We start from the raw sequence: 16,350 nt of genomic DNA, 5'->3' as shown, positions 1-16,350 counted from the left end.
CTGTGCTCGGTATGCACAACGGCAGCCGGATCCTCGACTTCTGCGTCATCGGCGGGGGGATCGTCGGCGTCGCGACCGCGCACCGGATCCTGCGGCGTCATCCCGGCGCGAGCCTGGTACTGGTGGAAAAGGCCGCCGCGCTGGCCACCCATCAGACCGGGCACAACAGCGGCGTCATCCATTCCGGCATCTACTATCCGCCGGGCAGCCTGAAAGCGGAGCTGTGCCGCCGCGGCGCCCAGTGGACCAAGGAATTCGCCGCGGCACAGGGGATTCCGTTCGAGGTCTGTGGAAAGTTGCTGGTCGCCACCGACGCGGCGGAGTTCCAGCGCATGCTCGCACTGCACGAGCGATCGGTCGCCAACGGCGTCGAGGTCGAGCTGATCGACCGCGCCGAGCTGGCGCGCCGGGAGCCACGGGTGTCCGGCGTCGGCGCGCTGTATGTGCCGGGCACCGGAATCGTCGACTTCACCAAGATCACGACGGCGCTGGCCGATGCCGTGCGGGCGGCGGGCGGGCGGATCGTGCTCGGCGCGGAGATCACCGAGCTCACCGAGACCTCCGAAGCGGTGACCGCGACCGGCCCGGCTGGTTCGTGGACCGCGCGCACCCTGGTGGTTTGCGCGGGCCTTCAGGCCGATCGCATGGCCAGGCTGGCCGGGCTGCGCACCGATTTCCGGATCGTCCCCTTCCGCGGCGAGTACTACCGGCTGCCGCCGGAGCGGGCCGATCTGGTGCGCACACTCATCTATCCGGTTCCCGACCCGAATCTGCCGTTCCTCGGGGTGCACCTCAGCCCGACCATCGACGGCGAGCTGACCGTCGGCCCGAATGCCGTGCTCGGACTGGCGCGGGAAGGTTATCCCAAGGGCAGCATCGATCTGCGGGATGCCAGGGACGTCATCGGCTTCCCCGGCTTGCATCGGGTGGCACGCGCGCATCTGCGGACCGGTGCGCGCGAGCTGCGCAACTCACTGTTCAAGCGCGGTTACCTGGCCGAATGCCGACGCTATTGCCCCGAGCTGACGATGGCGGATCTGCTGCCGCGCGAGGCGGGTATCCGGGCGCAGGCGGTGCTGCGCGACGGCACCCTGGTGCACGATTTCATGATCGAGCGCACGCCGCGGTCGGTGCATGTGCTCAATGCGCCGTCGCCCGCGGCGACCTCGGCGATGCCGATCGCCGAGCATATCGTCGACGCGCTCTGAGCGGAGATAACCGCCCAGCAACCAAGCAACCGGCCGGTCGCGACGGGTAAACCCCCCCAATCAAATCCCATGCAACCCTCCAATAAAGAGGAGAGTTGTAGTACTTTTGTCCGCAGCCGTGGAACAGGGAGGGCCTGATGGGCCGCATCAAGTACGCGAGTGACGTCGGAGCACCGGTCGAAGTGGCCTTCAGCTATACGGACAATCACCAGTTCGTGCCGGATTGGATGTTCGGGGTCACCGAGTTCGTGCCGACCAGCGACATCGACAACGGCCTCGGCGCGGTATATTCGACCACCGCACGACTGGCACTCTGGCATCCGAAGGCGGCCTGCGAAATCACCGAATACCGCCGCAACGTGGTGATCGCCTATACGCTGCGCGGGCGACTTTCGGGAACCCTCACCTTGCGGTTCGACCCGCTGGGGTACGGGCGCTCGGTACTCACCTCAGAGGCGGAGTACGCTCCACCGCGCCGATTCCCCGGCCGCCTGTGCGCGGGCCTGGTCGACTCCGCCGTCAAATCGGCGCTACGACGCACCGAGTCGCAATTGCGTAGGGAGATAGAGGAATTCCACGGTACCGATCTTGTCGGTCGGATTGCGTAGGGTGCGGAGCATGATCATCGTGAGCACCGACGGATCCTGCCTGCGAAATCCCGGCGGCGCCATCGGCTGGGCTTGGGTCAATCATCAGGGGTCGTCGCGCAGTGGTGGGGCCGCGACCGGAACCAATCAGATCGCCGAGCTACGCGCGGTGCACGAGGCCATCGTCGCGCATCCGGGCCCCGAACCGCTACTCATCGAAAGCGACTCCCTCTACGCGATCAAGTGCGCGTCGGAATGGATTTCCGGTTGGCGGATCAACGGCTGGCGCACCTCGAGCGGCGCCGCGGTGAAGAACGTCGAGATCATCAAGCAGATCGACCGGGCCATCGCGAGCCGCCCGGGTCCGGTGCGTTTCCGCTGGGTGCGCGGTCATGTCGGCAACTACTTCAACGAGCAGGCCGACGCGTTGGCGGGCGCGGCGGCACGGCAGGCCGCCGTCTCGTCGGCCGTCGCCGAGGCGGAAACCGTCGAATTGGCCGTGGTGGCCGCGGAGGAGACCCTCGCGGCGACACAGGACAAGACCACCGGGCCGCGGGCCTCGGGGAAGGCGGTCGCGCCTTCGGCTCCTCAGACCCTGACCCTGTTCTGAGGAGCCGGCGCGACCGCGTTGGCAGGACCGCCCGAAAGACCTCCGGCGGTGGTGGCTCGGCCCACCGCCGGAGGTGCTTCGGCTGACGTATCTCTCAGTTACCCGGCGCGGGCCGAGCACCGGTCGGCGCGGGCGTGGCAGGTGCGGGCGCGCCGCCGGGCAGACCGGTGCCGCCCTTGAGCATCGGCGAGTCCAGCTTGGAGACCAGCCACTTACCGTCGGACTTCTCCAGATCCGCGATCACCACGACGAACTGCCGGTCCGGCGTCGTCTGGGTGAAGTTGGTCCGGTACTGGGTCAGGGTCACCAGCACCTTGGCCGAGGTCTCGTCGCCGGACTGGTAACCGCACTGCACATCGTCGACCCAGGACTTGACCTGCGCCTGAACCATGGCATCGGTCAGCGCCTTGCTCGCGTCCTCGAACTCCTTGCGGAATTCACCGGTCGCACCGGCCTTCACCTTGGTGAAGTACTCATCGAGGTTCCTCGAGTAGTCGTAGACCGAGACATCCTTGCCGAAGGCGCATGCCGCGGCGGTGGACTCATGAATCGCGTCGAGTTCTTCGCCGCGATTCTTCGCCTGTAGGAAGAAGACCACCACCGCGGTGATGGCGCCGACCAGCAGGACACCCGCCACGAACGCGGCGACGAGGGGCAGTGACTTCGACTCGCCCGAGGCGGTCGGCTTCTTCTCGGATTCGTCCGCCTCGGTGGACTTCTCGGACTCGGTCCGCGATTGGTCCTTCGTCGCCTTCCCCATGTCCACTTTGGCCGTCTTCGCATCGGCCGCGGACTTCTCCCCGGTCACCGCGTCATCGGTGGCCGCGGTGTCTTCGAGCGCGGCATCCTTCTCGGTCTCGGCGTCTTCATTGGTGTCGGCGTCGTCGGTGGACATCGATACAATCCTGCACTTTCCCGGCGCGGGGGCACCGATCGGATGGCCGGCCCGCATGGGACGAACCGTACGCGTTCTCTCGGCGAGTATGCCCCGGTCCGTGGCGACGCCACCGGACCGGGGTTCGACTCACCGCACCGGCGGGAGGGTCCGTTCGTTCGGATCCACACCGGGTGGCATATTCGCGCCGTTATTCGGCACGTTCGGCCGCGGGGCGTTCGCCGCACCGCGAATCTGCTGGCCAGGAGGCGGGTTCACACAGTAGTTCCACTTGGGAAGGGTGCCGTCCTGCACGACCTCGTTCTTCATCGGCGTCGACGCGTACTGGCACGTCGGGCGAGGCCAGATATCCACGATGGTGTGGAACTCCCCGTCGTGCGCCGGCACGCCGAGCGCGCTGAGACCGACCTCGAGCGACGGGAACAGTGCCCGCAGCGCGGGCGTGCGCAGCTGCGCGGCCTTGGTGATCGCCGCGAAGTTGGTGGCCAGGCTGGTGATCGGATCGGAGGTCTTGTCCAGCACCGCACCGAGGCTGGCGAGCTGGCCGGGAGCCTGTTCCAGAATCGCGATCAGCTCCGCGTTGGCATTGTTGAACTGGTTGAACAGCGTGCCCGAATTGCTGGTCAGCGTGGCCAGATCCGGTTGCGCGTGCGAGGTGGTATTGGCGATGGTGCGCAGATTGGCGATCAGATTCGTGGTCTGCGGCAACAGGTTGTCCAGACCCGCCGTGGCCAGGCTGATCCCGTTGACCATCCCGCGCAGCTGATCCGGACCGGCGCTGACCGCGATGTCGAGCTCGGCCAGGATGGTCCCGAATACCTCCGGGTCCACCTGGCCGATCAGCGCGCTGGCATTGTCCAGCACGGACCAGACCGGGGTCGGGGTCTTGATCATCTCCGGATCGAAGGTGATCACCGAGCCGTCACGCAGATACGGCGCCTGTTCACTGACGGGCCGGAAGTCGATGTACTGCTCACCGGCGCCGGACAGGGCCTGCACCGCGATCACGGTATCCGCCGGAATCTTGTAGTCACTATCGATTTCGGCCTTGGCCGCGATGGCCTGGCCGCGATCGGTCAGCTCGATCGAGGTGACCTTGCCGACGCGGTAGCCGCGCAACGTCACGTCATTACCGGGCTGCAGACCGCCGGAGCGGTCCAGATTCACCGTGACGGTGTACTTCGACTGCAACGGATTGACCCGCATGACATTCACCAGCAGATAACTGGCTCCGATCAACAACACCAGGACGAGCCCGGCATTCGACAGGAAGATCTTGCTGCGCAACAGGGTGCCGACACGACTCATCGATGGCCCCCCTGCACCCGGCCCTGGACCACCTGCAGCACCTGGATGAAGGTGCCGACGAAGTCCTCCAAATCCTTCAGATCCGGGAACTTGCTGTTGGCCGGGTCGGTCAGCAGACCGATATCGAGGTTGCTCAGGGTGGTGTAGACCGCCAGGCTCTTGCCCTTGAAGCTGGCATCGGTCTTGGGCCGGATCTCGTGCAGCTGGTCGAGCGCGAACCCGAACTTGTCGCCGGTGGCCGCGAGTGCGCCCATGAGGGCGTCCAGGTTGTCCAGCAGGCTGGCCAGCTGATCGGAGGTGGTATCGGCGTAATCACCCAGCGCCGCACTGGTGACCGAGACCTTGGCCAGCAGTTCGCCGAGCGCCTTGTTGTTCTCCGCGATGGCGCCGATCATCTGCGGCAGCGTATCCGCGACCTGGCCGAGCTCGTCATGCCTGGTCTCGATGGTGGTGGCCAGCTCGCTGAAACCGCTGAGCACGCTGTCGATCCGGGCGCTGTTCTCGTTGAGACTGCCGACCACGCCCGTCATCTCGGTGATCAGGTGCGCCAGCTGCGGGCCGCGGCCACCGACGATGGAGTCCAACTCGGAGGCCAGTTTGGTCAGCGAGGCGATGCCGCCGCCGTTGAACAGCATGGAGACCGAAACCAGCAGTTCCTCCACGGTGGCGCCGGCCGAGGTCGAATCCAGGGTGAGGGTGTCACCCTCCTTCAACATCGGGGTGCCCGGTTCCGCCTTCGGTTTGGAGACCGCGACGAATACGTCACCGAGCGGGGTCGCCTGACGCAGTTCGGCGGTACTGCCCTGGGGCAGTGCGATATCCGAGCTGATGGTCAGGTCGACGACGGCCTGGAAGTTCTTGGTCTTGATATTGGTGACCACGCCGACATCCGAACCGCCGATCTTGACCTTGGCCTGGTCCGGCAGGTTCAACGCGTTCTCGAATATCGCGTGCACCGTATAGGTGTCCCCGTTCATACCGGGCTTGGGCAGCGGTAGGTCCTCCACCGTGAAACTGCACCCGGAGGTGATGGCGATGCCCGCCACCGCCGCCGCCGCGACCATTGCCTTGCGCGCCTCGAGCATTCGGTTCGTCATTTCGTGAGTCCCAGCAATGCGGCGGTGAGCCCGTAATCCGGTCCGAAGTCCTGCATATTGCCGGTTTGGCAGCCATCGGCCCGCATCTGGATCCGCTGGCAGAACAGGGTCACGATCTCGCCGGAGAGCGCGGTGCCGATGAGGCCGTGCAGGCGGATGAAGCCGCCCTGGCGGTTCATGGTCCCGTCGATGCTCTGCAGCAACATCGGCGCCACGTCGACGATTTCGGTCATACCGAAGGCGTTCTGCCGCAGCTGATCGGTGACATTGGTCAATCCGGTGAGGGTGCTGCCCAGCTGATCCTGGTACTGCACGAAGACCGAGCTGGTGTTGGCGAGGAAGTCGTTGATCTGCTGCAGGGTGGCCTGCAGACCCGGCGCCTGCTCGGCGAGCAGACCCGTCATCTGCGTCACCTTATCGCTGAAATCCCGCACCGACTGGTCGTTCTCGGCCAGCATCGTGGTCAGCTCGTTGAGCTTGATGATGATATTGGAGACCGCGTCCTTATTGTCGACGCCGACCTGCAGCGCGCCGGATAGCGCATTGAGGGTGTCGCGGATCTTCTCGCCCTGGCCGTTCAACATCGGGTAGAGCACCCGGCCGGAGAGCGGACCGAGACCTTCGCTGCCCGGCTGCGGCTTCAGCGCCGCCGCGAACTGGTCGATGGTCTTGATCATCGTGTCCAGCTCGACCGGTGTCCGAGTTCGGCTGAGCGGCAGATGTTCACCGTCGGAGAGGGTTTCGCCCTCGGTGTAGACGGGGGTGAGCTCGATATGCCGGTCGGTGACGATGGAGGGCGAGACGATCGCGGCGATCGCGTCCTTGGGCACCTTCACACCGGAATCGATGGACATATGCACCTCGACGAAGGTGCCCTTCGGCACGATCTTCTCGACCTTGCCGACATCGAGGCCGAGCACCGTGATCGGATTGCCCTCGTACATACCCGCGATGTTCTCGAAGTCGGCGGTGACCCGGATCGTATTGCCGAGCGCGTCGTTCACCGAACCCGGCAGCATCGAGCAGCTGCCGATGGCCAGCGCGGTGACGCCGACCATGAGCGACCGGCCGAACATCTTGGATTTCGAGACGGCCGGCATCGTGGACTTCATCGTGGTCCCGTCGTCATTTCGCAGTCGCAACTTCATCACTGGCACCCCTCGATCACCTGCGGGAAGCACAGCCAGTTGTCCGGGAACAGCCACGGCAGCGCGACCTCGGCGTAGTTGCCGTTACCCCAGGAGTTGGCCAGATACCGGACCGACGGCGGCATGATGGACAGCATCCGGTCCAGGTTCTCCTTATTCTTCTGCAGACCCTCGGCCATGGTGTTGAGCTGTTCGATCGTCGGGCCGAGCTGTGCGTTGTTCTCCGCGCCGATCTCCTGCAACTGCCTGGTCAGCGTGGCCATATTGTCGAGCAGCTGGCGCAGCAGTTCCTGACGCTCCATCACCCGGTTGGCGATGGCCTCGCCCTGGGTGATCACCAGCAGCACGCTGTTGCGATTGTCGGCGAGCAGCTGGGTGACCCGGTTCAGATCCTTCAGCAGGCTGTCGACCTCGGTCTTGCGGGTGTCCACCACCTTCGCCAGCGCGCCGACGCTGTCCAGCGCCTGCGCCACCAGGTGCGGGGAACCATTGATCTGCTGGTTGAACAGATTCAGCGACTCGGCCAGCTTCGCGGTATCGAGCGCCTCGAACTTCGGGGTGCCGATCTGGACCACATCCGCCAGGTTGTACGGAACGGCGGTGTTGGACAACGGAATTCGCTTGTCCTTCAGACCGGAGCCGTCGCCCGGGTCCACATCCACATAGCGGGCGCCGAGCAGCGTCGCCATCTTGATGGACGCGCGGGCGTCCGGACCGAACTTCACGTCCTTGTCGACATTCAGCGTCAGCAGTACATGGGAGCCCTCGAGTTCGGCGCGCGCCACGGTGCCGACGGGAACGCCGGATACGTCGACCTTGTCACCGACCTTGATGCCCGCGGCCTGCACGAACTCGACCTTCACGGTCTGTTCGCCGACGCCGAGCATCTTGTAGACGCTGGAAACCAGCAGCAGGACAACGATCAGCACACCGCCGACGACGCCGAGCCAGAAATAGCGGTTGCTGTCGAACCGGTCCTTGAGCTTCGTCATCATGGGCGGCACACCGCCGAGTGCGAGTTGCCGCCGATCTGCGAGAAGAGCCCGCGCGGGAACAACACCCCGTAGAGCGAGACATCCAGACCGCAGAGGTAGGCGTTGGCGTAGGTGCCCTCGGAGCTGAATCGACCCGCGTTGGCGAGGACCGCGGGCAGATCGACCGCCGCGTTGTCGAGCTTGGCGCCGTTGGCCAGCAACAGCGTCAGCGCGGCGCTGGTCGAGTTCTGCGCCGTCTGGAGCTTGGGCTGGACCTTGCCCATCATGTCGACGAGCGCACCGGTCGCGTCGGCGATCTGAACTGTCGACTGCTGCAACGACTGTCCCTGCTCGTACAGCCCGCCGATCAATGATCGAGTCTGGGTCACCAGCGTCTCCAATTCATCACCTCGCTTGGCCAACCCCGACATCACGCCGGACAGGTTGGTGATCACATCGCTCAGAATCGCGTCGCGCCGCTGGAAGTCCGTCGCCAGGGTCGCGGCCTGGGTGATGAACGCGCTCAACGAAACACCGTCACCCTGCAATGCCTGGATGAAGGTCTCCGACAGCCGGTTCACCTGCTCCGGCTGCAGCACCTGGAACAGCGGCTGGAATCCGTTGAGCAGTGCGGAGATGTCGAAGGACGGCTCGGTGCGCTCCAGCGGAATCGACGCGTTGTTCTTCAGCGGAGCCGGGCTCGCCGCCTTACCCGGGGCCAGCGCGACATAGCGCTGACCGATCAGGTTCTGGTAACGGACCAGGGCCTTGGTGTCGTCGTAGATCGTCTGGTCACGCTGCACGATGAACGTCACCTCAGCGTCGTTCTTGCTGTCGAGCCGGATCTTCTCGATCTTGCCGACCCGCACGCCCGCCATCCGGACGTCGTCGCCCTCGCGGAGGCCGAGCACATCACTGAAGGTCGCCGTGTAGGTGTTGGTATCCCCGTCCACGGTGCGGGCCAGGGTATTCCACACGACGACGGTCACCAGGATCGAGACCACAGCGAAGAGGCTGAAGCCGATCAGCGGTTTGCGAACGCTCATCGGCCGCCTCCACTTTCGGTCACTTGCAGGGTTCCGTTCCTCATGATCGAGCTGAGCAGCAGATACTCGGTGGTCGTCGGCTTGCGTCCGAGCAGCTGCTGGATCGCCGCCTCACCCCGATAGGAGATCGGCGCGGCGGCCGGCTTGACCTCCGGCTGGGCCGGGGTTTCCGCGGGCGCCGGGGCGGCGGCAGGACCGCCGAGCAGCGGCGGCAGTACCGGGAACAGACCTTCGAGTGGCGTGCCCGCGAAGGGCTTCGGGGTATCACCGGCGGTCGTCTGCAACGGCGAACCGGGAGCGGTGACACCGGGGATGAACGGCAGCCCGGGCATCGGCACCACCGGGGGCAGGCCCGCGGCGGAAGCCAGGCTGCGCGGCCTCAGCTGCTCCGGCAGCGGCGGCAGTTCGGCCTCCGCCGGTGCGGTAAAGCAGCTCGGCCCGGCCAGGTCGCCGTAGCGCGGGCAGTCCGCGACGGTATTGGGCTGGTACGGCGTGAAGGTGAGGCCCAGATTCCAGACCATCTGCTTCTGCGGGCCCCAGTGGAACACCGTGTTCAGCTTGGCCGTGGAATCCCCGAGGTTGATCACCGCCTGGGTGATCGCCTGCGGGTCCGCGGCGAGGGCGCCGAAGGTCTCGCTGGTGCCCGCGGTGACTTGCTTGCCGACATCGGGGTTGCGAGCGAACAGTTCGTTCACCGTATCGACCGTGCCGCTCGCGCCGGTGATCAGCGCGACCAGCTCGTTGCGCCGATCGGCAATGGTGCTCGCGGTCTGCACCGAACTGCCGAGCACATCGAGCAGCTCCGGCGCGGACTGATTCAGCGCGTGGAACGAGGCGGAGAAGTCACCGAGCATCACACCGAGATCCGGGATCGACTCGTCCACGGACAGGATCCAGCGGTCGAGTCGTTCGACGGTGGAGCCGGGCACTCGGCCGCTACCGTCGAGGGCCTGCGACAGCGTGCCGAGCACACGGCCGAACTGGACCGGGTCGATGGCGTCGAGAATTCGCTGGACCGTGGTGAGGGTGTCCTGCAGCGCGACCTGGCTGGGATCCTCCTCGATGACCGAACCCTCGTGCAGGTAGTTGTCGGCGGGGCCGTTGAACACCAATTCGACGGAGGTGACGGCGAACAGGTTGCTCGGCACCACCCGCGCGGTCACATTGGCCGGGATGCCCTCGGCGAACTCCGGCTTCAGTTCGATCTGCACCTCCTGCAGTGCGCCCTTGTCCGCCACCTCGACCTTGTCGACGGCGCCGACCAGCACGCCGCGGAACTTCACGTCCGCTTGGGCGGGCAGGCCGTCACCGGTGGTGGTCAGGTTGGCGACCACATTCACCTTCGGCACGAAATAGCCGCGGTATCTGGCCATCAGGAAGCCGAGGATCAGTGCGAAGACGACCAGCCCGCACACACCGGCGATCAGCAACTGCCGCATCGTGGGCCCGCGCCCACTGGGATCAATGATCATCTCGCCTTATCCCGAGATCCGGATGCCGGGGTTGACTCCCCAGATCGCCAATGTCATGAACAGGTCCGCGAAGACGACCAGGATGATGCACATCTTGATCGCCCGGCCCGCCGCGACACCCACACCTTCCGGGCCGCCCGAGGCGAAGAACCCGTAGTAGCACTGGATGAAGGTGGTGATCGCGACGAACACGATCGCTTTGAGCAGCGAATAGAGCACGTCGGTCGGAATGAGGAACTGATAGAAGTAGTGCGCGTAGGTACCGCTCGCGGTGCCGCCGATCAGCTGCACGGTGACCGCGCAGGAGATATAGGCGACGGCCAGGCCGAGGCAGTACAGCGGAACGATGGCCACGATCGCCGCGAACATCCGGGTACTGACCAGGTAGGGGAGCGGCCGGATGGCGATCGACTCCAGCGCGTCGATCTCCTCGGAGATCCGCATCGCGCCGAGCTGGGCGGTGAATCGACAGCCCGCCTGTGCCGCGAAGGCCAGCGCCGCGAGCAGCGGGCCGAGCTCACGGGTGGTGGCGAAGGCGGAGATGGCGCCGGTGATCGGGCTCAGGCCGAGCAGGTTCAGTGAGGTGTGCCCCTGGATGCCGACGGTCATACCGCCGAACGCGCTCAGGATCACCACAACGCCGATGGTGCCGCCACCGACGACGAGATTGCCGTTACCCCAGGTGACGTCGGAGAGCAGCCGCCACACTTCCTTCGGGTACTGCTTGAGCGCCAGCGGAATCGAGCCGAGCGAGCGCAGGAAGAAGAAGACCTGATGGCCGAGTCGGGCGAGCATGTCGACCGGAGCCGTCGCGCCGCGCTTGAGCGACTGGAGCGGCCGCAGGAGCGGGGGTACGTAAGTTGATGACACCGGCTCAGACCACCTGTGGAGGGAAGAGTGCGCTGTAGATCTGGGTGATGATCAGGTTCACGCCGAACAGCATGATCGCGGAGCTGACCACCGCCGAGTTGACCGAGTTCGCGACGCCGCCCGGGCCGCCGCGGGTGTTGAGTCCGGTATCGCAGGCGATGATCGCGGCCAGCAGACCGAAGATCAGCGACTTGACCAATGCGACGAACAGATCACGGGTGACCGCGAAGGATGAGAAGGTGCCGACATAGGAACCCGGGGTGCCACCCTGGGCGAAGATATTGAAGATATAGCCGGTCAGGAAGCCGACGAAGACCACGAAACCGCAGAGCAGAACGCTGACCAGCATCGCAGCGCCGAGTCGAGGGGCGACCAGCCTGCGCAGCGGATCAACGCCCATCACCTTCATGGCGTCGATCTCTTCGCGAATGGTGCGCGAGCCGAGGTCGGCGCAGATGGCCGATCCGACCGCACCCGCGATCATCAGCGAGGTGACCAGCGGCGCGCCCTGCTGGATGATGCCGAGGCCGTTGGCCGCACCGATGAACGAGGTCGCACCGACCTGACTTGCCACCGCACCGACCTGGATCGATACGATGACACCGATCGGGATCGCGACCAGCAGGGTGGGCGCGGCCGCGACGCTCGACATGAAGGCACATTGGCGGATGAATTCGCGGTAAGGGAAACGACGACGGAAGATGGCGACGAACAACTCGGCTACCGCCGCGAATCCCATCGTGATCTGACGCCCGAAGGTCTCCAGCGACCGCTTCGGATGGTCCGCCCAGTAGGCCTTCGTCCAATCGACCGCGACACCTATACGTGACTCTGCGGGTGGACTCTTGGTCGACTGCACTGGCTAACCCCTCTCGACGCCGGTTGGTTGCCCCGACGACTTGTTTGCTTGAGGCACCTTACTACGTAGTAAGCCAGAACACACCATGACTCTGTGATTGCAGTCATAGATTGATCTCACTACGGCAATATCACTATGACGCGCGACATCGAACGTGGTGGTCAACCCTAATTTCGACACTATGTTTCTAGAACAAGTTACAGCCTACCTGCACCGATCGCAGGCCCGCGGAACTATCACCGGTTAATTACGCGGAAAACATTCATCTAAAAATGGTTTGTTTTCTGATCACAGTTGAACCACACAAAGTTGTGTACGAAACACAAAGTGCGCCACTTCTGATGAGATTAGTAATAGAACTTCGCTATCGCGATTGATTAAGAGACGTGTCGCCCGAACTGTCGAAAAATGCTACCGGGTGTAGGCCGCTACCGACTGCGACAAGTACGAGACGCGCCCGAGACCGAATACTGACACGATGGGCGAGACAGATTGATATCGTGCGGACTTCCGACGTCTGGAGGGACATGTTCAGCAAACTCGCCAAGGCGGCCAACGCCGTCTTCGCCGTAGCACTGGGTGCGGCGCTACTCGGTGCAGGCACCGCGGACGCCGATCCGGGTCCGCCGGTGATGGGCGGTGGTTCGGGGATCATCATCGACAACCAGTTCGAGTGCACTCTCACCACGGTCGGATACGACGGCGCGGGTCGGCTGGTCGGATTCACCGCGGGACACTGCGGCGATGCCGGTGCCAAGGTGTACTCCGAGGCCGACCGCGGGGCGGGGCAGATCGGCAAATTCGTCTACTCCAACCGCGAGCTGGACTACGCGGTCATCCAGTTCGAGCCGGGTGCCATCACCCCGGTCAACCGGATCGGCAACGTCACCATCACCGGAATCGGCGCACCCGCCCAGTTCCCGATGATCGTCTGCAAGGAAGGCCGCACCACGGGCAACACCTGCGGCATCGCCTGGGGCGACGTCTTCGGCACCAATATCGAGACCTGGTCGCAGATGTGCGTGGTCGAGGGCGATTCCGGCGCGCCCGTCGTAGTGGGAACGACCCTGGTCGGCATGGTGAACGCGTACCTGGCGATCGCCTGCTTCGGCCCCGAGGTCGGCACCAATATGAGCGCGATCATGGGCGATGTCAACGCGCGCGGCAGCGTGGGAGCGGGATTCCACCCCATCTAGATCGCGACGACAGCTGTCGGAGTATCGAACGCAATGAGCGGGCGCCGAGCGCCCGCTCATTGCGTTGTACGGGGCTCATGACCCGCCCAACGATCGAGCCGGTGCGACCGCGGGTCCGGCCACCCCGCACTGCGGAAGGCAATCGACATTGTCCAGGGTCGGGACATGCCTCGGGGTCCGCAGCAGTACCGCCGCCAGCATCGCGCCGGTGACCAGCAGTCCGACGCAGATCCACATCGCGACGGTGAATCCCCGATCGAATTCGACCGGATCGCCGAGCGATCCGGAAATGCCCGCCAGGCCGGGCAGCGCGGCAACGGCCAGCAGCTGGGCCGTGCGGGCCACGGCATTGTTCACCCCGGACGCGATACCCGCCTCACTGGACGGCACCGCGCCGAGCACCGCCCCGGTGAGCGGGGCGACGAGTACGGACAGGCCGAGGCCGAAGACCAGGACGCCGGGCAACACGTCGATCAGATACGTCGTATCCGACCCGATCCGCATCAGCAGTACCAGGCCCGCCGCGGCGAGCAGCGGACCTACCGTCAACGGCAGCCGCGGACCGTGCACCTGCGCCCAGCGGCCCGCGGGCGCCGAGAGCACCAGCATGATCAGCGTGACCGGAACCGTGGCCACCCCGGACATCAGCGGCGAATACCCGGCCACCAGCTGCAATTCCAGCACCAGCAGGAAGAACACCCCGCCCAGCGCGGCGTAGACCGCCAGCGTGACCAGGTTCGCCGCGGTAAAGACCCGGCCGCCGGAAGGGGCGGAGCCGGACTGCCCCGCCCGCGAAAACGTCCCGGCGAACAGGGAGGGCGGCACCAGCGGGTGGTCGCTGCGCAGTTCGATCGCGACGAAGGCCGCGAGCAGCAGCAGACCCGTCACGGTCAGCAGCGGCATCGAATCGATCAGTCCGAAGGTCAGCGCGCCGAGCGCCAGCGCGACCACCACCGCACCCGGAATATCCAATCGGGCAACGGCATCGGGGTCGCGGCTCTCCGGCACATGGCGCAGCGCGACAAGTACGACCACCAGCGCCAGCGGCACATTGATGAAGAAGATGGACTGCCAGCCCGCCACATCGATCAACCAGCCACCGAGGAATGGACCGAGCGCACCCGCGACACCGCCGAATCCGGACCACAGGCCGATCGCCGCGCCCTGGTCGCGCGAATCGATGGATGAGGAGATCAGCGCCAGGCTGCCCGGGGTCAGCATGGCGCCCGCGACCCCCTGCAGGATGCGCGCGGCGACCAGCATCTCGATATTCACCGCGGCGCCGCACAGCACCGAGGCGAGGGCGAAACCGATGGTGCCCCAGACGAAAACCTTGCGACGCCCCAGTTTGTCGCCGAGGGAACCGCCGAGCAGGATGAACGAGGCCAGCGTCAGGGTGTAGCCGTTCAGCGTCCATTGCAGGCCGGACACATCCGCGTCCAGCGATTCACCGATGCGCGGCAGTGCGATATTGACGACCGTGGCGTCCAGCGAGGCCACCGACGATCCGAGGATGGTGGCCAACAGGATCCAGCGACCTGTGGCCGACTTCAACCGGGGTAGCTCCGAGGTCGTGCTCACAGTCCCGCCTATCCGCGTGTTCCGCTGACCGTCGAGAGCCTAGAACGTTTCGCGCGGCGCTGCCGATCGGGCGTCGGCCGAATCCTCGGAAGCTCTAGAGTTCCTCCACGCAGACCACGAATTTGCGTTCCTTATAGGTGAAGCCGGTTCCGGTGCTGCACGCGCCCGCGTCGGAGGCGCCCTGCGCGATATTGGTCACCCGAATGCCCTGGATGCCGCGTTCGGTGCAGTCGATGCGCTTGGGGTCGTCCCCACCCACGTCCATGCAGCCGCCGACCACCCAGTCGATATCCAGGCACAACGCGCCCTGCTGGACGCCGTTGAGCGTCTCGGCGTAGTAGTTGTCGCGATCGCTCACGCAGGCGGAACTGGTCGGCGCCTTGGCGATGACCTTGTAGTTCGCGGACCGGCTGCCGCAGGATGCCTTGGAGATGGTGGCGTCGTTGGTGGTGCCGCCGAGAGTGACACAGTCGCCGACATTGGCCTGGAAGTCGGTATTGCCGCCGCGCGCCGTGGTGGTCGGCCGACCCGAGGTGGGCCTGCCGCTCGCGCGCGGAGCGGAGGTCTTCGGGGTGCTGGTCGTGACCGCGTCGACCGTTCCGTTGTCCACCGCGGGTTGGGCGGTGCCGCTGATGGTCGAACTACAGCCCACCACGAGGGCTAGCGCGGCGACCGCGGTGCACGCACCGAGCGCGATCCGACCGATGAGCAGATGACGAGACACGTAACAGTCCTCCCGAGCTGTGACGCTCCGAACTCAACACCCCCGTAAGAATCCGAAGTTGACCTACCTGTACTTGAAATATCACGCCATGCATACACCATCGTTAACGCGGCCGTCGACTCGACAATGACGGCCAGCCGGTCGACCAGCGGAATCACAATTCCAGCAACCTATTTGGGTATGGTGGGAACTCAGAGGTGAAAGGGGTTGTCCGTGAAGCTGATCAGCGCAATCTGCTGTGCAACCGCGGCCATCGGCACCTCTTTCTGTCTCCACGCGACGGCCTCAGCAACCGATCTGCATTGCGCTTCGGAGCGCGGCGCCGACGTCACCATCGTCGACGGACGCACTGCGTGCCGGGCCGCCAGCGACGAAAACGGACAGTCGAGGGCGGCGGGACTCGACGGTGTCGGCTACGCAAACGCAACACTCGGCGCGATCGCATTCGGCATCGGCGCGGCGGGCGGTGTCGGGGCCAGTGAAGGCGCGGGCGGGATCCCCATCGCCATCGGGCTCGGCCCGGACGCGATCGCGCTGACCTCGGTCGCCGATGGCGCGGGCGGCACCCCCGCGACATTCGGGGTGTCGGTCGCCATGGACGGTTCCCGCGCGGAGGTCAGCTCCGTCGAAAATACCGTGGTGTGCCTGGGTTCGGCGGCCTTCGCGTGGAATGCGGCGACCGGCGCGAGCTGCCTGGCCACCCCGTTCGGCGTGCTCCGGCAGATCCAACCGATCCCGGATAGTCGTCGAACCGCCGCGCGGGTGAGTTCGTAGG

The 16,350-nt window shown here is 65.4% G+C and carries 16 protein-coding genes; 5 read left to right on the top strand and 11 right to left on the bottom strand.

The window, feature by feature from the left end; all coding sequences use genetic code 11:
* Nucleotides 1-11: 11 nt before the first annotated feature.
* The 3 genes from lhgO (at nt 12) to AB0H61_RS12015 (ending at nt 2,405) form a co-directional block, all read left to right on the top strand.
* Complete coding sequence (gene lhgO, locus AB0H61_RS12025) at nt 12-1,208, top strand: L-2-hydroxyglutarate oxidase (RefSeq protein ID WP_357302430.1); 1,197 nt, start codon at nt 12-14, stop codon at nt 1,206-1,208.
* 137 nt (nt 1,209-1,345) lie between these two features.
* A complete protein-coding gene (locus AB0H61_RS12020; protein ID WP_357302427.1) occupies nt 1,346-1,816 on the top strand; it encodes an SRPBCC family protein in 471 nt (156 codons plus the stop codon).
* Between the two features lie 10 nt (nt 1,817-1,826).
* Entirely contained in the window at nt 1,827-2,405 is a 579-nt protein-coding gene (locus tag AB0H61_RS12015) for a ribonuclease H (protein ID WP_357302425.1), read from the top strand.
* A gap of 94 nt (nt 2,406-2,499) precedes the next feature.
* On the opposite strand, the gene AB0H61_RS12010 is transcribed toward AB0H61_RS12015, so the two are convergent.
* From AB0H61_RS12010 to AB0H61_RS11970, 9 genes are all read right to left on the bottom strand, one after another.
* Nucleotides 2,500-3,300 carry a hypothetical protein gene (locus AB0H61_RS12010; protein ID WP_357302422.1) on the bottom strand — a complete coding sequence of 267 codons (801 nt, stop codon included), beginning with the start codon at nt 3,298-3,300 and terminating at the stop codon, nt 2,500-2,502.
* Nucleotides 3,301-3,429: 129 nt separating this feature from the next.
* Nucleotides 3,430-4,608, bottom strand: a complete 1,179-nt coding sequence (locus AB0H61_RS12005; RefSeq protein ID WP_357302419.1) for an MlaD family protein — start codon at nt 4,606-4,608, stop codon at nt 3,430-3,432.
* A complete protein-coding gene (locus tag AB0H61_RS12000; protein ID WP_357302416.1) occupies nt 4,605-5,705 on the bottom strand; it encodes an MCE family protein in 1,101 nt (366 codons plus the stop codon). The genes AB0H61_RS12005 and AB0H61_RS12000 overlap by 4 nt, the downstream gene beginning before the upstream one ends.
* Nucleotides 5,702-6,805, bottom strand: a complete 1,104-nt coding sequence (locus AB0H61_RS11995; RefSeq protein ID WP_357303163.1) for an MlaD family protein — start codon at nt 6,803-6,805, stop codon at nt 5,702-5,704. Before AB0H61_RS11995 ends, AB0H61_RS12000 begins: the two co-directional genes overlap by 4 nt.
* Before the next feature lie 47 nt (nt 6,806-6,852).
* Nucleotides 6,853-7,845: an MCE family protein gene (locus tag AB0H61_RS11990; RefSeq protein WP_357303160.1), complete on the bottom strand. Its 993-nt coding sequence runs from the start codon at nt 7,843-7,845 to the stop codon at nt 6,853-6,855.
* Nucleotides 7,845-8,873: an MCE family protein gene (locus tag AB0H61_RS11985; RefSeq protein ID WP_357302412.1), complete on the bottom strand. Its 1,029-nt coding sequence runs from the start codon at nt 8,871-8,873 to the stop codon at nt 7,845-7,847. Before AB0H61_RS11985 ends, AB0H61_RS11990 begins: the two co-directional genes overlap by 1 nt.
* Nucleotides 8,870-10,345, bottom strand: coding sequence for an MCE family protein (locus AB0H61_RS11980; RefSeq protein WP_357302409.1), 1,476 nt, complete (start codon nt 10,343-10,345; stop codon nt 8,870-8,872). Before AB0H61_RS11980 ends, AB0H61_RS11985 begins: the two co-directional genes overlap by 4 nt.
* Before the next feature lie 6 nt (nt 10,346-10,351).
* On the bottom strand, nt 10,352-11,215 hold the full coding sequence (locus AB0H61_RS11975; protein ID WP_357302406.1) for an ABC transporter permease: 864 nt from the start codon (nt 11,213-11,215) through the stop codon (nt 10,352-10,354).
* A gap of 4 nt (nt 11,216-11,219) precedes the next feature.
* Nucleotides 11,220-12,074, bottom strand: a complete 855-nt coding sequence (locus AB0H61_RS11970) for an ABC transporter permease (RefSeq protein ID WP_357302403.1) — start codon at nt 12,072-12,074, stop codon at nt 11,220-11,222.
* Between the two features lie 527 nt (nt 12,075-12,601).
* On the opposite strand from AB0H61_RS11970, the gene AB0H61_RS11965 reads away from it, so the two are divergent.
* Nucleotides 12,602-13,270 (top strand): S1 family peptidase, encoded by a 669-nt coding sequence (locus tag AB0H61_RS11965; RefSeq protein ID WP_357302400.1) that lies wholly within the window; start codon nt 12,602-12,604, stop codon nt 13,268-13,270.
* Nucleotides 13,271-13,345: 75 nt separating this feature from the next.
* Here the strand turns inward: AB0H61_RS11965 and AB0H61_RS11960 are convergent, their stop codons facing one another.
* Both AB0H61_RS11960 and AB0H61_RS11955 read right to left on the bottom strand, forming a co-directional pair.
* Nucleotides 13,346-14,851, bottom strand: a complete 1,506-nt coding sequence (locus AB0H61_RS11960; protein WP_357302397.1) for an MFS transporter — start codon at nt 14,849-14,851, stop codon at nt 13,346-13,348.
* Nucleotides 14,852-14,945: 94 nt separating this feature from the next.
* A complete protein-coding gene (locus tag AB0H61_RS11955; RefSeq protein ID WP_357302395.1) occupies nt 14,946-15,575 on the bottom strand; it encodes a hypothetical protein in 630 nt (209 codons plus the stop codon).
* Nucleotides 15,576-15,788: 213 nt separating this feature from the next.
* Here AB0H61_RS11955 and AB0H61_RS11950 point away from each other — a divergent pair, with 213 nt between their 5' ends.
* Complete coding sequence (locus AB0H61_RS11950) at nt 15,789-16,349, top strand: DUF6764 family protein (RefSeq protein ID WP_357302392.1); 561 nt, start codon at nt 15,789-15,791, stop codon at nt 16,347-16,349.
* Nucleotide 16,350 lies beyond the last annotated feature (1 nt).

It is taken from the genome of Nocardia sp. NPDC050710, from assembly GCF_040654375.1.
Lineage (GTDB): Bacteria > Actinomycetota > Actinomycetes > Mycobacteriales > Mycobacteriaceae > Nocardia.
This window is presented reverse-complemented; position numbering and strand designations above follow the sequence as displayed.

What these genes read in the sequence shown, in the direction of transcription:
- lhgO (WP_357302430.1), top strand. Translation starts at nt 12, where the DNA reads ATGCACAACGGCAGCCGGATCCTCGACTTCTGCGTCATCGGCGGGGGG.
- AB0H61_RS12020 (WP_357302427.1), top strand. Translation starts at nt 1,346, where the DNA reads ATGGGCCGCATCAAGTACGCGAGTGACGTCGGAGCACCGGTCGAAGTG.
- AB0H61_RS12015 (WP_357302425.1), top strand. Translation starts at nt 1,827, where the DNA reads ATGATCATCGTGAGCACCGACGGATCCTGCCTGCGAAATCCCGGCGGC.
- AB0H61_RS12010 (WP_357302422.1), bottom strand. Translation starts at nt 3,300, where the DNA reads ATGTCCACCGACGACGCCGACACCAATGAAGACGCCGAGACCGAGAAG.
- AB0H61_RS12005 (WP_357302419.1), bottom strand. Translation starts at nt 4,608, where the DNA reads ATGAGTCGTGTCGGCACCCTGTTGCGCAGCAAGATCTTCCTGTCGAAT.
- AB0H61_RS12000 (WP_357302416.1), bottom strand. Translation starts at nt 5,705, where the DNA reads ATGACGAACCGAATGCTCGAGGCGCGCAAGGCAATGGTCGCGGCGGCG.
- AB0H61_RS11995 (WP_357303163.1), bottom strand. Translation starts at nt 6,805, where the DNA reads ATGCCGGCCGTCTCGAAATCCAAGATGTTCGGCCGGTCGCTCATGGTC.
- AB0H61_RS11990 (WP_357303160.1), bottom strand. Translation starts at nt 7,845, where the DNA reads ATGACGAAGCTCAAGGACCGGTTCGACAGCAACCGCTATTTCTGGCTC.
- AB0H61_RS11985 (WP_357302412.1), bottom strand. Translation starts at nt 8,873, where the DNA reads ATGAGCGTTCGCAAACCGCTGATCGGCTTCAGCCTCTTCGCTGTGGTC.
- AB0H61_RS11980 (WP_357302409.1), bottom strand. Translation starts at nt 10,345, where the DNA reads ATGATCATTGATCCCAGTGGGCGCGGGCCCACGATGCGGCAGTTGCTG.
- AB0H61_RS11965 (WP_357302400.1), top strand. Translation starts at nt 12,602, where the DNA reads ATGTTCAGCAAACTCGCCAAGGCGGCCAACGCCGTCTTCGCCGTAGCA.